At 61.2% G+C, this 21,128-nt stretch carries 22 protein-coding genes; 10 read left to right on the forward strand and 12 right to left on the reverse strand.

All coding sequences use genetic code 11. From position 1 onward, the window contains the following. Positions 1 to 41: 41 nt before the first annotated feature. The 4 genes from J7U39_RS23690 to J7U39_RS23705 form a co-directional block, all read right to left on the reverse strand. Entirely contained in the window at positions 42 to 1,415 is a 1,374-nt protein-coding gene (locus tag J7U39_RS23690; protein ID WP_210632657.1) for a cation diffusion facilitator family transporter, read from the reverse strand. 172 nt (positions 1,416 to 1,587) lie between these two features. Continuing rightward, on the reverse strand, positions 1,588 to 2,367 hold the full coding sequence (locus J7U39_RS23695) for a sulfite exporter TauE/SafE family protein (RefSeq protein WP_210632252.1): 780 nt from the start codon (positions 2,365 to 2,367) through the stop codon (positions 1,588 to 1,590). A gap of 78 nt (positions 2,368 to 2,445) precedes the next feature. Further along, a complete protein-coding gene (locus J7U39_RS23700) occupies positions 2,446 to 3,324 on the reverse strand; it encodes an MBL fold metallo-hydrolase (protein WP_210632253.1) in 879 nt (292 codons plus the stop codon). Continuing rightward, on the reverse strand, positions 3,317 to 4,816 hold the full coding sequence (locus tag J7U39_RS23705) for an aminotransferase class V-fold PLP-dependent enzyme (RefSeq protein ID WP_210632254.1): 1,500 nt from the start codon (positions 4,814 to 4,816) through the stop codon (positions 3,317 to 3,319). Before J7U39_RS23705 ends, J7U39_RS23700 begins: the two co-directional genes overlap by 8 nt. A gap of 96 nt (positions 4,817 to 4,912) precedes the next feature. On the opposite strand from J7U39_RS23705, the gene J7U39_RS23710 reads away from it, so the two are divergent. Continuing rightward, on the forward strand, positions 4,913 to 5,395 hold the full coding sequence (locus J7U39_RS23710; RefSeq protein ID WP_210632255.1) for an Lrp/AsnC family transcriptional regulator: 483 nt from the start codon (positions 4,913 to 4,915) through the stop codon (positions 5,393 to 5,395). 274 nt (positions 5,396 to 5,669) lie between these two features. Here J7U39_RS23710 and J7U39_RS23715 read toward each other — a convergent pair whose 3' ends face one another. Together J7U39_RS23715 and J7U39_RS23720 are read right to left on the reverse strand one after the other, a co-directional pair. Continuing rightward, the gene (locus J7U39_RS23715; RefSeq protein WP_210632256.1) at positions 5,670 to 6,245 is read right to left on the reverse strand and encodes a peroxidase-related enzyme; all 576 of its coding nucleotides are present in this window, start codon (positions 6,243 to 6,245) and stop codon (positions 5,670 to 5,672) included. Beyond that, positions 6,242 to 6,724, reverse strand: a complete 483-nt coding sequence (locus tag J7U39_RS23720) for a hypothetical protein (protein ID WP_210632257.1) — start codon at positions 6,722 to 6,724, stop codon at positions 6,242 to 6,244. Before J7U39_RS23720 ends, J7U39_RS23715 begins: the two co-directional genes overlap by 4 nt. Positions 6,725 to 6,878: 154 nt before the next feature. On the opposite strand from J7U39_RS23720, the gene J7U39_RS23725 reads away from it, so the two are divergent. Genes J7U39_RS23725 through J7U39_RS23750 form a run of 6 tightly spaced genes read left to right on the forward strand, consistent with a single transcriptional unit; the run spans position 6,879 to position 12,407 of the window. Next, the gene (locus tag J7U39_RS23725; protein WP_210632258.1) at positions 6,879 to 7,877 is read left to right on the forward strand and encodes a LysR family transcriptional regulator; all 999 of its coding nucleotides are present in this window, start codon (positions 6,879 to 6,881) and stop codon (positions 7,875 to 7,877) included. Next, a complete protein-coding gene (locus J7U39_RS23730; RefSeq protein WP_210632259.1) occupies positions 7,874 to 9,349 on the forward strand; it encodes an NAD(P)/FAD-dependent oxidoreductase in 1,476 nt (491 codons plus the stop codon). The genes J7U39_RS23725 and J7U39_RS23730 overlap by 4 nt, the downstream gene beginning before the upstream one ends. Positions 9,350 to 9,357: 8 nt before the next feature. Then, entirely contained in the window at positions 9,358 to 10,098 is a 741-nt protein-coding gene (locus J7U39_RS23735) for an amino acid ABC transporter ATP-binding protein (RefSeq protein WP_210632260.1), read from the forward strand. Positions 10,099 to 10,113: 15 nt separating this feature from the next. Continuing rightward, the gene (locus tag J7U39_RS23740; RefSeq protein WP_210632261.1) at positions 10,114 to 10,932 is read left to right on the forward strand and encodes an amino acid ABC transporter substrate-binding protein; all 819 of its coding nucleotides are present in this window, start codon (positions 10,114 to 10,116) and stop codon (positions 10,930 to 10,932) included. A gap of 56 nt (positions 10,933 to 10,988) precedes the next feature. Continuing rightward, positions 10,989 to 11,696, forward strand: coding sequence for an amino acid ABC transporter permease (locus J7U39_RS23745; protein ID WP_210632262.1), 708 nt, complete (start codon positions 10,989 to 10,991; stop codon positions 11,694 to 11,696). A gap of 18 nt (positions 11,697 to 11,714) precedes the next feature. After that, positions 11,715 to 12,407 carry an amino acid ABC transporter permease gene (locus J7U39_RS23750; RefSeq protein WP_210632658.1) on the forward strand — a complete coding sequence of 231 codons (693 nt, stop codon included), beginning with the start codon at positions 11,715 to 11,717 and terminating at the stop codon, positions 12,405 to 12,407. Between the two features lie 109 nt (positions 12,408 to 12,516). Here J7U39_RS23750 and J7U39_RS23755 read toward each other — a convergent pair whose 3' ends face one another. From J7U39_RS23755 to J7U39_RS23775, 5 genes are all read right to left on the reverse strand, one after another. Further along, positions 12,517 to 13,722, reverse strand: a complete 1,206-nt coding sequence (locus J7U39_RS23755; RefSeq protein WP_210632659.1) for an MFS transporter — start codon at positions 13,720 to 13,722, stop codon at positions 12,517 to 12,519. Positions 13,723 to 13,827: 105 nt separating this feature from the next. Beyond that, positions 13,828 to 14,007 carry a hypothetical protein gene (locus tag J7U39_RS23760; protein WP_210632263.1) on the reverse strand — a complete coding sequence of 60 codons (180 nt, stop codon included), beginning with the start codon at positions 14,005 to 14,007 and terminating at the stop codon, positions 13,828 to 13,830. A gap of 3 nt (positions 14,008 to 14,010) precedes the next feature. After that, the gene (locus J7U39_RS23765; protein WP_210632264.1) at positions 14,011 to 14,178 is read right to left on the reverse strand and encodes a hypothetical protein; all 168 of its coding nucleotides are present in this window, start codon (positions 14,176 to 14,178) and stop codon (positions 14,011 to 14,013) included. Positions 14,179 to 14,315: 137 nt separating this feature from the next. Beyond that, positions 14,316 to 14,582, reverse strand: coding sequence for a DUF2934 domain-containing protein (locus J7U39_RS23770; RefSeq protein ID WP_210632265.1), 267 nt, complete (start codon positions 14,580 to 14,582; stop codon positions 14,316 to 14,318). Positions 14,583 to 14,724: 142 nt separating this feature from the next. Further along, on the reverse strand, positions 14,725 to 15,366 hold the full coding sequence (locus J7U39_RS23775) for a UdgX family uracil-DNA binding protein (protein WP_210632660.1): 642 nt from the start codon (positions 15,364 to 15,366) through the stop codon (positions 14,725 to 14,727). Between the two features lie 161 nt (positions 15,367 to 15,527). On the opposite strand from J7U39_RS23775, the gene J7U39_RS23780 reads away from it, so the two are divergent. The 3 genes from J7U39_RS23780 to J7U39_RS23790 all read left to right on the forward strand — a co-directional run bounded on the left by J7U39_RS23780 (position 15,528) and on the right by J7U39_RS23790 (position 18,388). Then, the gene (locus tag J7U39_RS23780; RefSeq protein ID WP_210632661.1) at positions 15,528 to 16,991 is read left to right on the forward strand and encodes a phosphatidylserine/phosphatidylglycerophosphate/cardiolipin synthase family protein; all 1,464 of its coding nucleotides are present in this window, start codon (positions 15,528 to 15,530) and stop codon (positions 16,989 to 16,991) included. A 95-nt stretch (positions 16,992 to 17,086) separates the two neighbouring features. After that, a complete protein-coding gene (locus tag J7U39_RS23785) occupies positions 17,087 to 17,902 on the forward strand; it encodes an endonuclease/exonuclease/phosphatase family protein (protein WP_210632266.1) in 816 nt (271 codons plus the stop codon). Positions 17,903 to 18,052: 150 nt separating this feature from the next. Beyond that, a complete protein-coding gene (locus J7U39_RS23790; RefSeq protein ID WP_210632267.1) occupies positions 18,053 to 18,388 on the forward strand; it encodes a hypothetical protein in 336 nt (111 codons plus the stop codon). Between the two features lie 35 nt (positions 18,389 to 18,423). On the opposite strand, the gene J7U39_RS23795 is transcribed toward J7U39_RS23790, so the two are convergent. Next, on the reverse strand, positions 18,424 to 20,952 hold the full coding sequence (locus J7U39_RS23795) for a HAMP domain-containing methyl-accepting chemotaxis protein (RefSeq protein ID WP_210632268.1): 2,529 nt from the start codon (positions 20,950 to 20,952) through the stop codon (positions 18,424 to 18,426). Between the last annotated feature and the right edge of the window lie 176 nt (positions 20,953 to 21,128).

Consider the following 21,128-nt stretch of genomic DNA (forward strand, 5'->3'; position numbering starts at 1 on the left):
AGGCGGCTCGACCTTACGCCGGCGACCGCCCCCGGGACAAGTCAGTGATGATGGCCTTCCGGCTCTTCCATCCGGAAGGGAAGGTCGTCGATCTCGACGCCCGCCATCAGCTTCAGCATGGCGTCGAACTCGTGCGGTTCGGCCGGGGCGACGGCGCTTACCAAAGCATGATGATCGGTCGGCGAAGGAAGAAGCGGCAGCCGTTCGACACTGCCATCGCGGGCGATCTCCACCACGGCCTCGAGTCCCTTGACGTGCTTCGAGATCGAAAGGCGTAGGCGCTCGCCGTCCGGCGTGTCGACGATCTCCAGCAGTCCGGTCGCCAATCGGGAACTCACCGTGAACGGAGCGGGCGCGTGATGATGGTCAGGTGCGGCATGTGCCGGCTGATGCTCGTGCGCCGCGGAAGCCGAAGCCGGGGTCGCGCCGCCGTCGTCGAACTGGATTGTGGCGTTTCCAAGCGAGGGCAGATGTCCCTGCAACTCGCGGCGCAGGGCGGTCGCGATGGCGTTCGCCTCCGAAACGGTCTTCGACCGATCGACGGCGATGACCACGTCGGTGAAGAGCTTATGGCCAAGCCAGCGGGCCTTTACGTCGATGATCTCGTCGATACCTCTGATGCGTTCGGCTGCATGGCGGATATCGTCCGTGATCCCCGGTTCGACGCCATCCAGGCTACGGGTGACGATGGCCCTCGCGGACTGCCAGACGATGCCGAAGATCGCCAGCGTAATCATGAGGCCGACAATGGGGTCGGCGAGCGGGAAGCCAAGCCAGACGCCGATCGCGCCGAGCACGACCGCAAGACTTGTCAGGCCGTCGGTGCGCGCATGGTAACCGTCGGCAATCAGCGCTGCGCTGTTCATCTCGCGGCCCACCCGGATGCGGAACACCGCGACTGCCTCATTACCGACGAAGCCGACGACGCCCGCGATTGCGACCGCGGCGAGCTGTGTAATCGGCTGCGGATTCAAGAGGCGGTCGATCGCTTCGTAGCCGGCGACGAGCGCGCTGAAGAGAATGATGAGAACGATAACGAGGCCGGCGTACTCCTCGACGCGGCCGAGACCGTAGTTGAAAGTCTTCGTCGGCGCCCGACGGACGAGCGAAAAGGCGATCCACAGCGGAATGGCCGTCGCGGCGTCGCCGACATTGTGGATGGTGTCCGCAAGGAGCGCAACGCTGCCCGAATAGAAGACGACGACCAGCTGCAGCGCTGCGGTGATCGCCAGAATGACGAAGGACCATTTGATGGCCCAGATGCCGCGCTCGGAGGAGGCGATGCTCGGGTCGACGACGCCGTGCGTGTGGCCGTGTCCGCCCTCACCGTGCGAGTGCCCATGCGCGCCGTGGACGTGCGAATGCGCCTGGCCCGCCTGGCCGAAATCGAACAATTCCTTGATAGTCGAAAGCATTGCCTGCTCCAGGTTCGAAACCGCCATTCCTATCCCCCTGGAGAGGATAGGGCAAGCTCGAACGCCGGGAGCCGACTCGTTAAACCGTTACATGCAGGTGCCGGCAAGCCGCTGCTCGGCAATCTGAAGGGAATGTGGAAGCACAAGCACATTGACCGGGGCTAACGGCGACCTATCCGAGGAGGGTGCTCCACGCCATGGCGATGCCGAACGTGAGAATGGCGCCCGCAAAAACACTGTTGAGCGCAGATTGATAGGGCCTAAGGCGGTGCACAAGCTTGCAGCCGAGGACGGCGCCAAACGCGCCTCCCGCGATGAAGACCGCGGCGAGCGGCCAGTCGACGAGACCTGAGATGGAATAGGTGGCAGCCGTAGTCGAACCGAACGCCACGATCGCGACCAAAGAGGTCGACACCGCATTGATCGTCGGCATTCCGGTGGAAAACACCAGGCCGGGGACGATCAGGAAGCCGCCGCCGATTCCGAAAAAACCGGAGACGACGCCGCTTCCACCACCGATCGCAAGAACCTTGGTGGTGTTCCGAGGTTCGAAGATACAGGTATCTTCGCTGGCGACGCTTATTCGACGCAGCATCAAGATGGCGATGGCGATCATCAGCCCCGAGAAATACAAAAGTAGATGCTTCCCATCGAGCATCTTTCCGATCGATGCTCCGAGCAGCGCCCCGACGGTCCCAGTCGCGCAGTAAAGTCCCGCATACCGCCATATCACCGTTCCTCGGCGCGCGTGCATGACCAGGCTGATCAACGCATTCGAAGCAACGGCAACGGCGCTGGTGGCAATGGCGGTATGGGCGTCGGTCAGCCCTACGGCATGCACAAGAAGCGGGACTGCAAGGATGGAGCCTCCGCCGCCCAAAAGGGCGAGGGTGAAGCCAACCAAGGCGCCGCTGAGGGTCCCCATGCCATATTGAAAAAGATCTAGCGCCATTTTCAGGATCCTGCTCGAGCATAGAATGTTCAGTAAGCGGACGAGGTGCCGTATCGCCGAGAACAGCGATCGGGTTGCTCAGGACCAGACGGAACCTTGAAAGGCACCCATCGGGAGCTTGAGGTAGCGAAGGCCGTTTCCTTCGGGTTCCGGTAGCCGGCCGCCGTTGATGTTGACTTGCAGCGCGTGAAGTATGAGCTTCGGCATTGGCAGCGTCCGATCACGCGCCTCCCGAAGGTTGACGAACGCATCGGCGCAAGCACATCGCGCAACATGGATGTTTTCCGCCCTCTGACGTTCTACTGTGCTTTCCCAGAGTGGTTGCCGGCCGCCGGGCTGATAGTCATGTCCCACAAAGAGGCGCGTATCGCCGGGTAATGTCAGGATGTTCTGAATGCTCAACCAGAGTGACCTGGCGCTACCGCCTGGAAAATCCGCGCGGGCAGTGCCGCTGTCCGGCATGAAGACAGTGTCATGAACGAACACGGCGTCGCCCGCTGTGTAGGTGATCGAGGCAAGGGTGTGGCCGGGCGAATACATGACGCCGACCTCGATGTTCCCAACAGAGAAGGTGTCTCCATCGAAGAAGAGCCGATCCCACTGGCTGCCGTCGACGGGAAGATCAGGCCGGTTGTAGATCTTCGACCAGATTTTCTGAACATCCGTGATGCGGCTCCCGATCGCCGTTGGCGCGCCGGTCACCTCCTTCAGATAGGCGGCGGCCGAAATGTGATCGGCATGCGGATGCGTGTCGAGGATCCAGTGCAGGCGCAGGTCCTGGTCCCGAATGTGACCCAACAGCATCTCGGCGTTGTGGGTCGTCGTCGATCCTGACTTCTCATCGAAGTCGAGAACCGGGTCGATGATCGCACAGGCCCTGGTTTGCGGATCGCTGACCACGTATTGAATCGAGAAGGTACGCGGGTCGAAGAAGGCGGCGACATCAGGTCTACGCACAGGCCGCCTCCTGTCGACCGGACGCGACCGGTGAGAAAATCGCGCGCGCCGGATCGAAGGTGTATTGCCCGACATAGGCCGATGCATCCCGCGCGAGTTGCGCGACCGAATCCAGGATGAAGGCAACCGTTTCGTCCGATGCCAGGACGCTCAAGTTGAGCCGCGTGAATCCGGGCTTCTCGATTTCGTTGCCAGCCAAGATCGCCTGCCGCATGCGCTGCGACGTCCGGGCGTCTATCGAAAGCAGCCGATGCACGTAAGGACCAGCGCAGGCGCAGCCGCCACGGGCCTGAATGCCAAACCGGTCGCTGAGCATGCGGGTGACCAATTGCTGGTGGATGTAGCTGCCCTTGCCATCGCGCACGCGAAACGAAAAGATCGGCAAGCGTGCAATAGAGGTGGAGCCAAGCAGTTCGATCTCCGAAACGTCCTTCCACGCGGTGAAGGCGCGCCGCGCGTATTCGTCATTCAGCCGCTTGATTGCATCGAGTCCGATCGCATCCTTGACCAGGAAGGCGAGCGCCGCACGGATGTCGCCGATGACGTTGGGCGTTCCCGCTTCCTCCCGAGACTCCAGGCTGTCGCTGTAATCGTGACCCGTGGGTGAAACGAATTTGACCGTGCCGCCACCGGGCCAGGATGGCCTGCTCGCCACCACCGCGTCGTGCCGCACGACCAATACGCCGGAAGCCCCTGGGCCGCCCAGGAACTTGTGGGGTGACACGACGACGGCGTCGATTTCGGCGTCAGGCTCAGGCGTCATCGCAATCGGTACGTATGGTCCGGCCCCCGCGTAGTCCCAGACCACTTTCGCGCCTGCAGCCTTTGCGATCTTCGTGAGCGACGCGACGTCGGTCAGGATGCCAGTGACGTTCGATGCGGCAGAGAACGAGCAAATGGTCAAATCTGCGGGGGCGTTCTCAAGGCCCTTCTGCAACATGACCGGATCGGGGCCACCGTCGTTGCCCTCGACAATTTCGATGACCTCCGCTCCGCTCTCGCGCCAAGGCAGGATGTTCGAGTGGTGTTCATATGGGCCGAGGATGACGCGCACGCTTTTGCCGGCCGCGATCGCTTCGGTGACGCCCAGCAGGTTCACCAGGCGATTGAGGCCCGCCGTCGCGCCGGATCCGGCAAAAATGACGGCATGCTGTCGATCGGCACCGCAGAGCTCTCCAATGATTGAGCGGGCTTCCCGTCGAAGCCGGGTCATCATCCCTCCGCAGTAGGACGCCTCGGTATGGCTGTTCGCGTAGTAGGGAAGGACGTCTTCGAGGATGAATTCTTCGATCTGTCTGAGGGCGCGTCCCGAAGCCACATAGTCGGCATAGACGAGGTCCCTGGGGCCGAACGGGCCGTCGACCTTCGCCTTTGAGCCTATCAGCCCCGCCCTGAACCTGCCGATGGGGTCATCTCGGTTGAGATCACTCTTGAACTTGCCGAGAACAGTGGAGAGTTTTTTTGATGGATAGTGCGCCGCCAGCTCGTGCATCGTCATCCTCCGCGAAGGGTTTGACAACGATTCTAATCTGCATCACCGTTGAAAACTTCACCAATTTTTTGGATGAATGGGATAAGATTGGGTCGTATGATCGATAATAATTTGAAAATCGACGAAATTGATCTGAGGATTCTGACGTGCGCGCAGCGGGATTCTTCGCTTTCTCAACGTGATTTGGCCGAGCAGGTCGGACTGTCGCAGAATGCTTGCTGGCGCCGGCTTCAGCGCCTTTATGCGACTGGCATCATCAAAGGATCGCGCGCCTCCATCGATTTCGAAGCGCTCGGTTTTGATCTCACGGTGATCGTCATGATCCGAACTCGCCATCACTCAAAGGAATGGTCGGAAGATTTTCGCAAGCACGTCGACCGGATGCCGGAAGTCGTCGATTTCTACCGAATAGGCGGCGACTGGGACTACCTGATCAAGGTCATCACCAAAGGAATGTCGGGCTATGATGCCTTCTACCAGAAGCTGATAACAAACTTCGATCTTGCGACAGTGACCGGCTATTTTTCGATGGAAGCAATCATCAGCAATCGCGCTGTGGACCTGATGCGCATGCGGTGACGCCTACGCCGAATCCGCGGTGCACCCCCAGCGGCGTGGCATTCAAACCTCACCGCCTAATTCCGGGGCCAGGTATGAATGCCGGCGGCCACACTGCTCCGTCGCGCCGGCGCGAAGTCGTCGTGGGCTGCGACGACCTCAATTCGATAGGCAGCGGTTCAAGAAGCTTCAACCGTCAGACAGCTCAGTTTTCTAACTTATGCGAATCAGCTCCGGGCGCGACGGATCAAATCCAGACCGGGACGCGATGTGGAACTTCTGCCTGCCAAAGCACCTAGTCCTTGACTGGTTCGCCGAGCGTATGCATCAGGCGGTTCGCCCAGCCGAATATGGCGGACGACAGCACGAGGTCCAGGGCCTCAAGCTCGGAAAGACCGACGTCCGTCAGCGCCTGCGCGTCAGCTTGCGTTGCTTTCGGCGGCGTCATCGACAGATGGGCGGAGAAATCGAAGATGGTTTGAAGGTGCTCATCGAGTTCGGCGTCGAGCCCATCGGCGAAAATGGCGTCGATCACGTCAGTCCGCTTGGTATGGCTGATGAACCGGGAGGCATGGACGGCGGCGCAGTAGACGCAGCGATTGACGACGGAAGCAGCAGTGGCGCCTAGTTCGCGTTCTCCCGGTGAAAGCCCGTCCTTCCCGTACATGATCAGGTTGAACAGGGGTGAGCGGACAGCGAGGGATTCCGGGTCGTGCGCAAGCGTCAGGACGTAGGGGGAGATGCCCTTGTTGGAGGGCGTGACCTGCATTGCCTCCCGCTGCTCGGCGGTCGCAGTTTCAAGATCGACTGGAATGACGTAAGGCTGCCAGCGCGGAACCTGGGTGGTGAAGGTGTGGACGACTTCGCTCATTGTCTTCCTCCGATCAGCGCCAGCCCTGCGATGACTCGAACCTGATAATTTACGAAGGCCGCAAGCTCCGACAGCCGGACGATGTCGGCGTCGGTCGTTCCCGCACGGCGCAATCCTTCTATGTGGTCGCGGGTCGCTTCCTGCGGCGCGACCGTCAGTCGGTCCGCATGGCGGACGATCTCTGCGATGCGTTCATCGGTTGCGCTAGTACCCGGCTTAGCGAGCGGCGCTGTCGATGCCTCGGCGGCACGTTTCACCAGTTCGTCGTAGTGCTTCGCCAGTTTTTCGTTGTGGTTATGACGGGCCATACGGGCGGCAAGCGCCGCCCTGAGACCATACGACAGGCCACCGGGATCACGCGGAAGAAGGACTGCGTCGTGGGCGGCTTCGCTGAGGCGCAGGATCTCCGCCCGCTTTCCCATGGCTTCGGCAAGGGCCGAACCGGGTCTGACGGCGGCAAGAGTTTGGATGAGCGTCAAGGCAGGCTCCTTTCATCTCGCGGGAGAGCATTAGATCGGTCTGTTCATTATGTCAAAATAGCATGAAGGCTTGCAATCCATGCGAAATAATTATCTACTATCCGCTCAAATTATGGGAAGCCCATGCTTCCAAAAGCATGGCTGGCGGGAGTTCATGTTGAATATGAATAGAAACCCGTTCGACATTCGGCAACTCGAAGCCTTCGCGGCAGTGATGTCGGCTGGCAGCGTCACCGGCGCGGCCCGGCTGCTCGGCCGTTCGCAGCCAGCCGTGACGCGGCAGATCCAGGATCTGGAAGCCGATCTGGGCTATGCGCTCCTCCACCGAAGCGGTCCGCGCATCCAGCCGACGTCGCGCGGACGGCGCTTCCATGCCGAGGTCGAACGTCATCTCGCCAGCCTGACCCACATCCGCGAACGGGCCGAGGCAATCGGTCTTGACGAGCCCGCGACCTTGACCATCGCGGCAACGCCATCCCTGGCTGCAGGAATCCTGCCGGAGGCTTTGGCGGCCGTCTCGCCCGACCTGATCCCGCGTCATCTCCACGTCCAGGCGCTCGCCGCCGAAAACGTCGTGCAGGCGGTTCTCGCCCGGTCGGCCGATCTCGGCATATCGAGCCTGCCGCTCGAACATCCCGGTCTTGACATCCACTGGATCGCGGAAGCACCGTGCGTGATTGCCATCGGCGCCGACGATCCTCTCGCTGCGAACGATGTCGTTCGCCTGGCCGATCTGGCGGAGCGTCGCATCATCACGCTCGCGAACCCCTATCGGCTTCGTCATCGCGTCGACGAGGCGCTGGAACGGGCAGGGGTGGCGCCGGATCGCATCATCGACGTCAACGCCTCGCTGACTGCGCTCTCGCTGGTGCGCGCAGGACTTGGCATTGCCATCGTCGAGCCCGCGACCGTCTGCGGCGTGCCCCTCGATGGCATCGTCATGCGCGTGCTCGACCAGGCCATTCCGTTCCTGTTCGGTGCGATTACGGCGGCGGCGTTGCCGCTCGCACCGACCGTCGCCGCCGTAATCGATGCCGCGCGACTCGAGGCATTGAAGATGCCCGGCTGCCGCCTGCTGGAGGCGAATGGCATCGAAACCTTGGCGGACACGGTTTACGGGCAGGCGGCAATTCCCGAAGGAGCGCCCGCATGAGCGATCTCTCCACACATCCGGACAATCTTCACGCCCTCGAAGCGCGTCTGCGTCAGGACCTCACCTGGCTGGAACTGCCTGCCAAGGCCTGGGTTCCGGCGCGTGAAGTTGATGGCAAGCCTGTCATCGACGTCGTCATCATCGGCGGCGGCATGGCAGGCCTCGTCGCTTCCGGAATGCTGAAGCGCCTTGGCGTCGCCAACCATGTCACCCTCGACAAGGCACCTGCCGGGGAGGAAGGGCCGTGGGTCACTTTCGCCCGGATGCGTACCCTTCGATCTCCCAAACAACTCACCGGTCCCGCGATGGGACTGCCGGCGCTCACCTTCCGGGCCTATTATGAAGCGCGCTTTGGAAGCGCGGCGTGGGTGGCACTCGACCGGGCGCCGCGCGAGACGTGGATGGACTACCTGATCTGGTATCGGAAGGTGCTCGAGCTGCCGGTGCGCAACGGCGTCTCGGTCGATGCGATCCTGCCGCGCGACGACGGCATGCTCGACCTCGCCTGCAGCGAGAATGGCCGCACGGAAACGATCATCGCCCGCCATGTGGTTCTTGCAACCGGCCGCGACGGTCTCGGCGGCCCCCTCGTGCCCGACATCGCCGAAAATATCGATCGCAGGTTCTGGGCGCACACCGCCGATGCGATCGACTTCGCAGCGCTGCGCGGCAAGCGGGTAGGGGTGATCGGTGCGGGTGCGTCGGCGATGGACAATGCCGCGACGGCGCTCGAAGCCGGTGTCGCCCGCCTCGACATGTTCGTCCGCCGCAAGGAACTGCCGCGGATCAACAAGTTCACCGGCATCGGCAGCCAGGGCGTCGTCCATGGCTTCGCCGGACTGCCGGACGAATGGAAGTGGCGCTTCCTCGACTACGCCATGAGCCAGCAGACGCCACCGCCGCGTCCGAGCGTGCTGCGCGTCAGCTCCTTCGAGCAGGCCCACCTTCATCTCCAAAGCCCGATCACCGGCCTGCAGCAGGACGGCGACCAGCTCCTCGTGACGACGTCGAAGGCCAGCTACCCCCTCGACTTCTTGATCTTCGGGACCGGCTTCAAGATCGATCTGACCAATCGGCCGGAACTGGCCGTCTTCGAACCCCACATCCGACTTTGGCGCGACCGCTTTCCGACGCCGGCCGGGATGGCGAATGCGGAGCTTGAAGGATCGCCCGATCTTGGCGAGGCTTTCGAGTTCCTTGAGAGGGAACCGGGTTCCTGCCCGGTTCTCTCGAAGATTCATTGCTTCAACTTCCCGGCGACCCTCAGCCACGGCAAGCTCACCGGCGACATCCCTGCAATCAGCGAGGGCGCCGACCGCCTGGCGCGCGGCGTCGTCCGATCGCTCTTCGTCGAAGACCGCGAGAAGCACTTTGCAAACCTCCGGGCCTTCGACACGCCGGAACTTCTCGGCGACGAGTGGTTCGATGCCGAGACCGAAGCGCTTTCCGAACTATCTTCCGAAAGGACCTGAGATCCGAAATGCTTGAGATCAAGAACCTGAAGCTGTCCTACGGTCGCACGCAGATCCTGAATGGCGTCGATCTCTCGGTGAAACGAGGTGACGTGGTTTCGATCATCGGTCCCAGCGGAACCGGCAAGACGACGCTGTTGAAGTGCATCAACCATCTAGCGAAGCCGGCATCCGGAACGATTGCCTTCGACGATATCAGGATGGACTTCACGCGGCCGGACAAGACCGCCGTTCGGGCGATCCGTCTGCGCACCGCGATGGTGTTCCAGCAGTTCAACGTCTTCAAGAACATGACGGTTATTCAGAACGTCATGGATCCGCTGATGGTCGTACAGGGCAAGGCCAAGGACGAAGCCCGCGCCATCGCGCTGCAGGAGCTTGAGCGGGTGGGGCTTTCCGACAAGCTCGACAACTACCCGTCGCAGCTTTCCGGCGGGCAGCTCCAGAGAACGGGCATCGCCAGAGCGCTCGCGGTCAAACCGGACGTGATGCTCTTCGACGAGCCGACCTCGTCGCTCGATCCCGAACTCGTGAACGAGGTTCTCAAGGTGATCAAGGATGTCACGTCCTCGGGCATCACCTCGCTTCTCGTCACGCACGAGATGCAGTTCGCCAAAAACATCTCGAACCGCATCGTCTTCATGGACCGGGGTGTCGTCGCAGCCGACGGCAGTCCGTCCGAAATCTTCGACACGCCGTCCAACCCGCGCCTCGCTCAGTTTCTCAATTCCGAACGCGCGATCCAGTAAGAAAGGATGCCTGAAATGACTTCCATGAGTTCAATCTCCCGCCGTGGTCTCGGTCTCGCCGTAGCAGGCGTCGCGATCGCGTTCGCAACCGCGTCCTTCGCCGAGGACGTTCGGACGATCAAGATCGCCACCGCGGCGGAATCGAAGCCGCTCTCCTGGGGCGCGATCGGCGTCGAACCGCAGGGCTACGAGCCCGACGTCTTGAAGGCGATCAACGCCAAGCTGCCGCAGTACAAGTTCGTGATGGAGGGTGCTGCCGACATCGCGCAGGAGACGGGCCTCGCGACCGGCAAGTACGATGTCGCAACCGGCGGCTACTACCGTGCTCCCGCCCGCGAAAAGCAGTTCCTCATTCCGGAAGCGCCGATCGGCGCCAGCCTGATCAAGATCTACAGCCGCAAGGACAGCGGCATCAAGGAGATGAAGGGTCTCGTCGGCAAGAAGATCGTGCCGGTGACGGCGGGCGGCGGCATCTACAAGTTCGCGACCGCATGGCAAGAGCAGAACCCCGACTACAAGATCGAGATCACGGCTTCGAGCGCCGGCATTCCCTATCCGGATCGCCTGAAGGAGGTCGAGAACGGCAAGTATGACGCGCTCGTCCTGCCGTCGAATCTCGGCGAGCAGACCGTGATCGACCAGCAGAAGCTGAATGTCCAGGCAAGTGAGCCGGTCGCGATCAACAATACCTTCGTGCTCATCCACCGCTCGGAAGAGAACAAGGCGCTCGCCGACGGCATCGACAAGGCTTTGAAGGAGCTCAAGGCCGACGGCACGCTCGCCAAGCTCTCGCAGAAATGGTTCGGCGAGGACATCACCACGTACATGAAGTAACGCCGGGCGTCGAAGCCGGCGACCAGGCCCAAGACTGAAAGAAGGAGCGTTCCCAAGTGGACCTTTCCATAATGATCCCCGAGTTGCTTTCGGCATTGCCGCTGACGCTTGCGATCACATTCACGGCCATGGCCGCCGGCTTCGTGCTGGCATTGATCGCGACGACGTTCCGGGTGCGCAGGATCCTTGTGATTAGCCAGTTGGCCGACCTCTACGTATCCTATGCGCGCAGCGTTCCCGTCGTCCTTCAGTTGTTCGTCGCCTTCTACGGGCTCCCCGTGCTCGTCGGCCTATTCGGTATCGGCGACTTCGTCTCGCCGACGATCGCCGCCATGCTGGGCCTCAGCCTCTACCATGGCGGCTATCTCTCGGAGGTCATGCGTCCGGCCTATCTCGCAGTCGAGCGAGGCCAGCACGATGCGGCGGACAGCTTGGGCTACACCTTCCGCCATAAGCTGCTGCGCGTCATCGCTCCGCAGGCCGTCCATATTGCGCTGCCGGGGTATGGAAACTCGATCATCTACCTGATCCACAACGTGGCGCTTGTCATGTACATCGGCGCGGCCGACGTCATGGCCACCGCCCACCTCGTCATGGAGCGGGACTACAACCAGTATCAGTTCGAGACCTACCTCGTACTGGCGGTGCTGTACTCGGTCCTTTGCCTCATCGCCTGGGCGACCGTTCGGCTCTTCGAGCGCCGCTCCGGCAGGTACGTACCAGGCGAAAAGACAGTCCGTGCCCCATTGATGGCCAGCGTCTGATCGAGGAAGGAAGTCATGATTTTCGACAGCGAAGTTCTTCTCCCTGACCTTTATGAGATCCTGGGCGCTGTGCCGCTGACGCTTGTCATGGCGCTCGCCATCTTCGTCCTGTCGACGGTCGTCGGCAGCTTGTTCGCCATGGTCGAGTATCAGAGGATCCCGGTGCTCCGCCAGCTCGTGATCGCCTACAAGGTGGCGTTCAAGGGCGTCCCGATGGTGGTGGTGATCTTCCTTGCCTATTATGGACTTCCGTCGACGCTGCGGTTCCTCACCTCGCTCGTCGGCGTGGAGTACAATGGTCACTCGACGCCGAACTGGGTGACGCTCATCGTCGCCCTGACGGCCTGCGTCGCGGCTTTCCAGGCGGAGGTGGTCAAGGGCGCGCTGAACTCGTTCGACACGGGGCAGGCGGACGCCGCCTATTCGCTCGGCTACAAGAAGAGCCAGCTCTTCCGCCGGGTCATGCTGCCGCAGGTTATCGTCGCGGCCATCCCGGATCTCGCCAACTCCTTCATGGTGATCATGAAGGCGCTGTCGCTAGGATTCGCCATCGAGGTGGTCGACATCTTCGCACAGTCGCAGTTGACCGCGGCGCTGAACTTCTACTATCTCGAAGCCTTCCTGGTTGCCGTGGTGATCTACATGGTGATCGCCTATGCCGTGACCCAAATCGCCGACAGAACGGAACGAGCGCTCAGAATACGAACCTGAGGGGCATAGGCGCGTTGCAGCTGACGCTGCTCGCGCCCGCGGCGCAGCGTCAGCGCTGCGTTTTACGGGCGGTAGCCGATGAACTTCCGCCCGAGGCAGGCAGTGCACTTCAGGATTCCTCGGGCGGCTTGAGATGGCGGAACTGCAGCAACAGCAAGAGGTCGTATATGATCTTCAGGCCGGCGCAGATGACAAACGGCCAGGCCCGATAAGACGCGGCAAAAAGAGCACCTGCCAGCGCAGGGCTGGCCGCCGATGCGAGGCTGCGCGGCACCGATGTGAAGCTTGCGGCAGCGGCTCGCTCCGCCTCAGTGACAACAGCCATCACGTAGGAAGAACGGGTTGGCACATCCATCTGCGAAAGCGCGGCCCGGACCAGCAGCAAGGCAAGCACCAGTGGCAAGGTGGGGGCGAATGCGGCAAGGCCGAGGGCAAGGCTGGACGGGATGTGGGTGAACACCATGGTGTTCACGAGTCCAATCCGCTTCGATAGCCGGGCGGCGACAGGAAACGAAAACGCCGACAGCACGCCCGTCCAGAAGAAAAACACTCCAGCCTCGGATAGCGAAAGATCGAATCGTTCGAACAGCCACAGCGCGAGCAAGGACTGGACCACGAAACCTCCGGCAAAGGCATCGAGACTGAAGAGGGCTGCGAGCTTCATGACAATGGCCCGCGAAGGCCCGAGTGCCGCCGGCTTGTGGTCTTCGTGCGTCACCGGGCGAGGCGGTATGCGGGCATAAAGAAGGCCGCCGAGAATGCCGACGAGCGCATAGACAACGAACATCAGCCTGATCGAACTCAGTTGCGTCATCCCGAGCCGCATCATGACATCTGGCAGCGCCGCAGCAAGCGCGCCGCCGGCGCTTGCGAGCGCCCCGACCAAGCTATAACGCGCAAACATTCTCGTTCGATCGGCGTTGGTCACCTCCCGGGCCAGGACCGCATGTTCAAGCGGCACGAAGATGCTCACGCTGCCTGCCGACGGATTGATCGTACCGGCAAAGGCGACGGCGAGCAGCAGCGCATAGTCGCTGATCATCGGCATAGCGAGACCGGTGGCGACCATCAGGCCGGCGGCGGCCAAAAGCAGGCGGCGGAGATCATGATGCGCGCCGAGAAAGCCGATGATGATCGTCAAAAGTGCGGATCCGAAGAGGGATGTCGTCGCAATGACGCCGACCTGCAGGGGCGAAAATCCAAGAGCAAGGAGATAGACCGGCAACAGGATGGCCACGAAACCGTCGCCGAAGTCGCGCAAGGAGCGCGCTGCAAAAAGCCATGTCGTCGGCTGAACGCTTCGGGCCTGTCCCATTGTCCTCGATCTCATCCTGCTTTCCGAAAATCAATTCCGATTTTCGGGCCGATGCGCCAGATCCACCCTACTTTTTAACCGCGCGCGGGCGCCAGCTGAGAACCGTTATTTCCGGTGGAATTTCTGCGACGCTGCGAAGGCCCGGCCGATGTCGAAGGAGGGCAGTTGCAGCGGCGTACGGGACTCGCGGAAAACCAGACCGACGAGCTTATCGACGACCAGGATGAAGCCGAGCGCCAGACCGAGATAAAGCAGAGCGGCGATGAGCAGGAGCGATATTTCCATGGCTCACACGTTGGAAGCGTGGCTGCGGGCGGCAAGAGGCGCGACGACGAGCATTTCGATACGATCGTTCATGGCTGCCTCCCTCGTTTCGCCATAAACAGTTTTTGTATGATCCCCGGCTTGCGGGCGAAGGCTCAATTTTTTCGGAGGCCTCAAAGCTTGCAGCGTCATCCGGCCCTTGTTCACCCCCCGCGCGGAAAACCCGCCTGCAAGCTTCCATAAAACACAGATGATTCAGACATATGACAAAGAGAGGCCGAAGGGCGCCACGGTGACGCCCTTTCAACGATGTCAGCGGTTTTCAATATTCAGGTCGCCGTCTTGCGGCTTGCAGTCCGCTTGGGCGCCGGCGTGACGACGCCGTTCGTCTTGGCGCCTGGGGCGGCCTTCGTGGTCGTTGCGGCGCGCTTGACCCTGGGTTTGGCCTCTTTGCCGTTGGAAGAGGAGCCTTCGAGCGCGTCGCGCTCGTGGCGTGCCTGTTCCCAATGGATGGAATCCCGCCCTGTCGGATAGCCCTCTTCTTCCCAGAGGGCGTATGCACGTTTCTTGATCCACTCTTCCCGAGTTTCTGCCATCGCTGATCTCCAGTCACATTTTGCCGTCGTTCGAACGCGATACTGGCAGGATGGTTCCAGAGGAGGAGCCCGGTTTCAAGCGAAATCGAACCGCAACCGCAAATATTTCGCATTGCAGCATATCAAGGTTGAGAATCGGCATTCATCGAAGTTGAAATTCCGCCGCCTTGTGCAGATCTGACACGAATGCCTGGCGCTGCTTTTGCTGCTCGGCCTCATCGCGAATTCTCAGGAGATAAGAGGGGTGGATTGTCACCAGAACCGGGGGATGGTTTGCAGGCTGCAGGACATGACCGCGCTCGGGCGTCAATTTCGCCTTCGGCCCGAGCAGCGCATAGAGGGCGCTCGCGCCCAGCGCCACCACGAGTTTCGGCTGCAGGATGTTGAGCTCCGCGCCAAGCCACCAGGCGCAACGCCTTATCTCGCCGGCATTGGGTTTCGCATGCAGGCGCCGTTTGCCGCGGGGCGTGAACTTGAAGTGCTTGACGGCATTGGTGACGTAGCAGCGTTGACGGTCCAGACCGGACTCGTCGAGACAGAGGTCGAGCAGATGGCCTGCCGGGCCGACAAAGGGCCTGCCGGTGATATCTTCGCGGTCACCCGGCTGCTCACCGACAAGGACGATCTCGGCCTTTCCCGGGCCTTCACCAAAGACGATCTGCGTCGCATTGCGATAAAGGTCACAGCGGGTACAGTCCTCGGCCTGATGCCGGAGTTCGGTAATGCTTTCTGCATCCGCGACTTCGAGCGCCAGGGCAGGACCAATGTTTGCGGCGATGTTCACGATGGCAATCCTCATCTCCTGAGGAGGAATCGATCTCAACCGGGATTGTTCCCGCGATCGAACGGGGACTCCCGGCAAAACAATCCCGAAGAAAAATTTCGCGCCATGGGGGAGCGGCTGCATAATTGAACGCCGCCGTTTCGCGGCTATATTGGCCAGCGATGTTCTATCTCCTGTCGACCTACTGGCCGCATATCCTCTTTGTCGTTTCGATCGCCATGGGAGCCGCGGCGGCGATTCATGCCGCCATGACCAAGGAGGAGGTGCGCGCGGCAATCGGCTGGGTCGGCGTCATCATCCTCTCGCCAATCGTCGGTGCGCTGCTTTACGCGATCGCCGGCATCAATCGCATCCGCCGCAAATCGCTGAGCATTCGCCGCGACGCCCTGCTGCTCGCGCCGGGGACCGACGAGCTGGAGACGTTCGACGCCGACGCCGAGACCGTGATCAGCCAGTTCGGCCGCCGCTTTGCGGCGCTGCAGACGCTGGGCGACCGGGTGACCCGCAACCCGCTGACCTCGGGCAATACGATCGACATGCTGGAGACCGGCGATGAGGCCTATGCCGCGATGAAATCCGCCATCGATGAAGCGAGGCGCAGCATCCTGCTCGAAACCTACATCTTCGACCGTGATGTCATTGGTCTGCGGATCGCCGATGCGCTGATTGCCGCGGTGAAGCGGGGTGTGACGGTCCGGGTGCTGATCGACGCCGTCGGCGCGCGTTATTCGGTGCCGAGCATTCTCGGCCATCTCAAGGAGGGCGGCGTCACCGTCGCCGTCTTCAACGGCAATGTCATCATGGGCTTGCGGCTGCCCTATGCCAATCTGCGCACCCACCGCAAGATCCTGATCGTCGACGGACGCATTGCGCTGACCGGCGGCATGAATATCAGGGCGGGTTTCAGCGAGGAGGCGACGGGCGAGACCTTTGCCCGTGATACGCATTTCAGCGTCACCGGCCCCGTCGTCACCGATCTCTTCGATCTTGCCGCCGAAGACTGGCGGTTCACCACCGACGAACTGTTGAACGACGAGGCCTGGCGCATCGAGCCGCCGCCGCGCAGCCCCGGCGACCCCATCCTAATGCGCATCGTCGCCTCAGGGCCGGACCGCAGCCTCGAGACCAACCATAAGATGCTGATGGGCGCCTTTTCGGTTGCGCGTCAATCGATCCGCATCATGTCGCCCTATTTCCTGCCGGACCGCGAACTGATCAGCGCCCTGGTGACGGCGGCGCGGCGCGGCGTTGAAGTCGATATCGTCGTGCCGGCTCTCAACAATCTCATGCTGGTCGACCGGGCGATGACGGCGCAATTCGATCAGATCCTCAAAAATTATTGCCGCATCTGGCGCTCGACCGGCAGCTTCAGCCATTCGAAGCTTCTGACGATCGACGGCACCTGGGCCTATGTCGGCTCTTCCAACCTCGATCCACGTTCGCTCAGGCTGAATTTCGAGGTCGATCTCGAAGTGCTGAATGAGGGCTTTGCCGCCGAGATCGACGAGCATATCGAGGAAATCCTGAAATCGGCAACGCTGGTGACGCTGGAAGGCTTACGCGCGCGGCCCTTCCCGGTGCGGCTGATCGAGAAGGTCCTGTGGCTGGGTTCGCCCTATCTCTGACGGATTTTTTGCATTCCGACATGGCAAGTTCCGCGCGGCCGCCTATACTGCCGAGTGAGTAGCCTCTTTGATCAACGGAACAAGTGCGCCTCCCGATGCACGCCAGGAAAGACAGTCTTCCCGCCAGCATTCTCGCCTCGATCAGGAGCAGGAAAAAGCGGCTTGACGCGGCGCATATGGAGGCAAGGCCGCGCAGCGCCGGAACGTTGATCGCCTCCTACAATGTCCACAAGTGTGTCGGTACTGATCGCCGCTTCGATCCGGAGCGCACCAGCCGGGTGATCCATGAAATCGGTGCCGACGTGATCGCGCTGCAGGAAGCCGACACACGCTTCGGCGAGCGCACGGGCATTCTCGACCTCGGCCGGCTGGAGCGGGAGACGGGGCTAATCCCTGTGCCGGTCGCCGGAATGGCGAAGGCGCATGGCTGGCACGGCAATGTCGTGCTGTTCAAGAAGGGGCTGGTGCATGACGTGCACCAGGTCAGGCTGCCGGGGCTGGAGCCGCGCGGTGCGCTGGTCGCCGAAATCGAGCTGGAGGAGGGCGGGGTGCTGCGCATCATCGCCGCGCATTTCGGCCTGCTGCGCCACAGCAGAGCCCAGCAGGCCCGGACCCTCGTCGAACTGATCAACGACAGGCACGAGATGCCGACCATCCTGCTCGGCGACCTCAACGAATGGCGGCTCGGCGACCGCTCGTCGCTGAACACCTTCCAATCCGCCTTCGGCGAGCTGCCGCCCGCCGTGCCGAGTTTTCCCGCCGGCCTGCCGCTGCTGGCGCTCGACCGCATCATCGCCAACCGCAAGGGCATCATCTCCGAGGTGGAGGCGCATGATACACCGCTCGCCCGCATCGCCTCGGATCACCTGCCGATCAAGGCGCTCGTTGACCTGACGCCGGTGGGTGGGTAGCATCTCTAAGCTGATGTTTCGAAAGCTCCCGACGAGTATGATGCGTCTGACACTCCTTTGATAACTGCCTCGACTGCGCTTAAGAGGTCGCCCACTCCATCAATGCGTTCTGGGCGTGAAGCAGGAAAGCCTTTGCCTCGCGGAAACGACATGTCGGATTTGATGTCGCGTCTGCGCCACTTCCTGCCTCTCGCCACTGGTGGACAAGGCAAAAAGATTGTGTTGCGGCGCCCTTGGTCGAGGAGCGATGCCGACACCTATAAGGCCGCCAATTCGCCTTCTTCTGCGTCACTGGGCCATGGGTCTGTGACAATCACGTCCGCAGCGATGCCGACGGCGTTCAGAACCGTCAATGCTCCTTATGCGCCTAACTGGCTCAGTCCTGACCAACAGCCGTTGGCCACAAATCGTGATCGTCGGGACTTTGTGGCATACCGAGCTCACGCTGATGACGACGTGCAGCAGGCGCTGATGATTCACATTTGAAAGCAAGTCAAAGGGTCTGCGAATACACGCTGCCGTCATGCGGCGGCCTCGTAGCCTCTAGAAGCCGGGCTCTCAGGGCCTTCAAGCTGAAAGCGTGCGATCATCTCGGTAAGTGCGAGCGCCTCTGACGATAGCTGTTGCGTGGCGGCATTGGTCTCTTCCACCATCGCCGCATTTTGCTGCGTCATACGATCAATATCGTTCACCGACGCATTGATCGAATTGAGTGTCGTCGCTTGATCGCGGCTTGACGCGGCGATCAGTTCAATATGGCCGACGATGTGGACGATCTCGGTGGAAATCTCCATCAGCGCATCGCCAGTGCGGCCGACGAACTCGGAGCCCGACGCAACCTCTCGGACAGAATTGTTGATGAGCTCGCCGATTTCCTTGGCTGCGCGAGCCGATCGCTGCGCCAGCTCCCGCACTTCCTGCGCCACGACTGCAAAGCCCTTGCCGGCCTCGCCCGCTCTCGCCGCTTCGACTCCCGCATTCAGGGCCAAGAGATTGGTCTGGAAAGCGATGGAATCGATGGCGCTGACAATCTGTACGATCTTGCCCGACGCGTCCTCGATCCGTCCCATAGCCGATACTGCGTTTTGGACGACCGAAGCCGAGGCGTCGGCGCCTTGTTTGGCGCGTTGGACAAGCGCCAGCGCTGCTGCTGCCCGTCCTGAAGAGGTGTTGACGGCGGAAGAAATCTCCTCCACAGCCGCTGCGGTTTCTTCAAGAGCAGCCGCCTGCTTTTCAGTCCGACTGGCCAAGTCTTCGACGGCTTCCGCCATCTGGCGGCCATTATTGCTAATGAGGGAAGACGTCTCACGGATCTCGCAGAGGGTCTCTCTGAGACCCGCCACCGACATGTTGAAATCGGTGCGGATCCGATCGAGCTCAGGGGCAAAGGGCGTATCGATCGCAAAATTCAACTGCCCGCGCGACAGCCGCGTGAGCCCTTCCGCCAGCGCCTCGATTGCGGCATCAACCTGAACCTGTGCGTTACGTCGCTCGAGTTCGTTGCGGGCGCGCTCAGATTCTGCCTCACGACGCGCGATCTCGGCCTGTTGTTCCATTTCGACTTTCGACAGCGCATTTTGTTTGAAGACCGAAAGCGCACGGGCCATTTCCCCGATTTCGTCGGCCCGTGTCTCGCCCGTTATTGTGGTGTCGAGCCTTCCCTCGGCGATCTTGCGCATCGCTGCGGTAATCTGGGCGATAGGCCCCTTCAGTGTGAAGACCAGCGCGGCACCTGCGGCCATGGCAATTAGGATGCCGATGACAATCGCGCCGCCGGATATCCTATTGGCCTGTTGACGATCCTGCCCAGCATTTTCCTTCTGCGTCTCGGCGAACTGCGCAAGCAGGTTCCAGGTGTTGTCGATCTGCTCCGCGGCGCGGTCGAACTCAGCAAGCTTGCGGAGCGCACCGTCGGAGAGCGCTGCCGCGTTCGCCGCAAGCAGATCGAGAACGGGTTGAGCCTTCTTCGGAATCTCGGCAAAAACCGGATCGTCGGTCACCACGCCGGCGAGACGGCCGAGCTCGGTCTGATACATGTAGATTGATTGCTGGACTTTCTTCACTCGCGCGTCGTCTGGCTTGCCTGCAAGTTCGGCGAAGCCGACGCGGATCTCGTTATTGCTGTTAACGATAGCACGCAGTTGGTTGCCGACATTCGTCGCCTGAGAGATATCCTTGTCCGACGCGGCAAGCGCGAGTACTGAGGTCCGCATCAGGTCGTCGCCAATTGTCTTGAGACTGTCCCCAATAGCAGCAAGATTAGCGATGGCGGTATCCGTTGTCGGGACATCCAAAGTGTCTGGCGACGCCTTCGAAGCGTTAAGGATGGCATCTACCGCAGCGGCATACTGCGTTGCGAGGGCTTCTCTGTCGGTCCCTATCGCAGGCGAAAGCTGCTCCCTTGTCTTCTGCAAATCGGGCGCATATTTGGCTAGAAGGCTAAGCTTGTCAGCCGACGTTGTAGCGTTCGTATAATCATTGCTAAGTTTTGTCGCAACACTGGCGGCCGCGGTGATGGAGACGGCGTTGCTGAGGCCGCTCTTGTTGGCATTTTCCATCTTTTTCGCACTCGCCATCAGCATGAACGAGCGCTTGCCAACCTGCCCTTGCAGGTCAAGAAGCGCCGCGGAAGCAGCGTCCACGTCGCTGAGAATTTTCTGCTGTCCCGTTTCGATTTGCCAGATCGCTTCGATCTTTTGCGGGATGATTTGCGACTGATCGAGCGCGCGGTCGAGAAGCCCCACATCGGTCGTCGGCCTTAGAGTCTCGATCGTCTGCTTCAGGTTTGCCAATTGCTCTCGGGCGTCCGCAAGCGCGGTGTCACGAGCTTCCTGCGACGGCTTCATCAGAAAGCCGGTCATGCTTGAAGAAACAAGCTTGAACCCGTTCAGAGACTGCAAAATATGGTTGGAGATCTCCATCCGACCTTCGAGAAGGCTCGACGCGTAGTACCCCGTCAACCCTACTGCGCATAGGCTAATGACGAATGGCGCCAAAAGCGCGAGCACCTTCGTCTGAATGCGAGCCCGCCACATCAACCCACGTACCATATATGCACCCCCCAAATTTGAGGTAAAGCTGCCATCCTTTTCTTAAGGACCGATGAAGGGACTAGGCGTCGCCTCTGTTGCCGCCGCGGAGAACAACACCGGACAAATCGCGAAACGGAGGCTGCCGAATTGCGGGTGTCATTCGGTATGGCGATGGCATGCCATGCATCTCCCTT

It is taken from the genome of Rhizobium sp. NLR16a (genome assembly GCF_017948245.1).
Classification (GTDB): domain Bacteria; phylum Pseudomonadota; class Alphaproteobacteria; order Rhizobiales; family Rhizobiaceae; genus Rhizobium.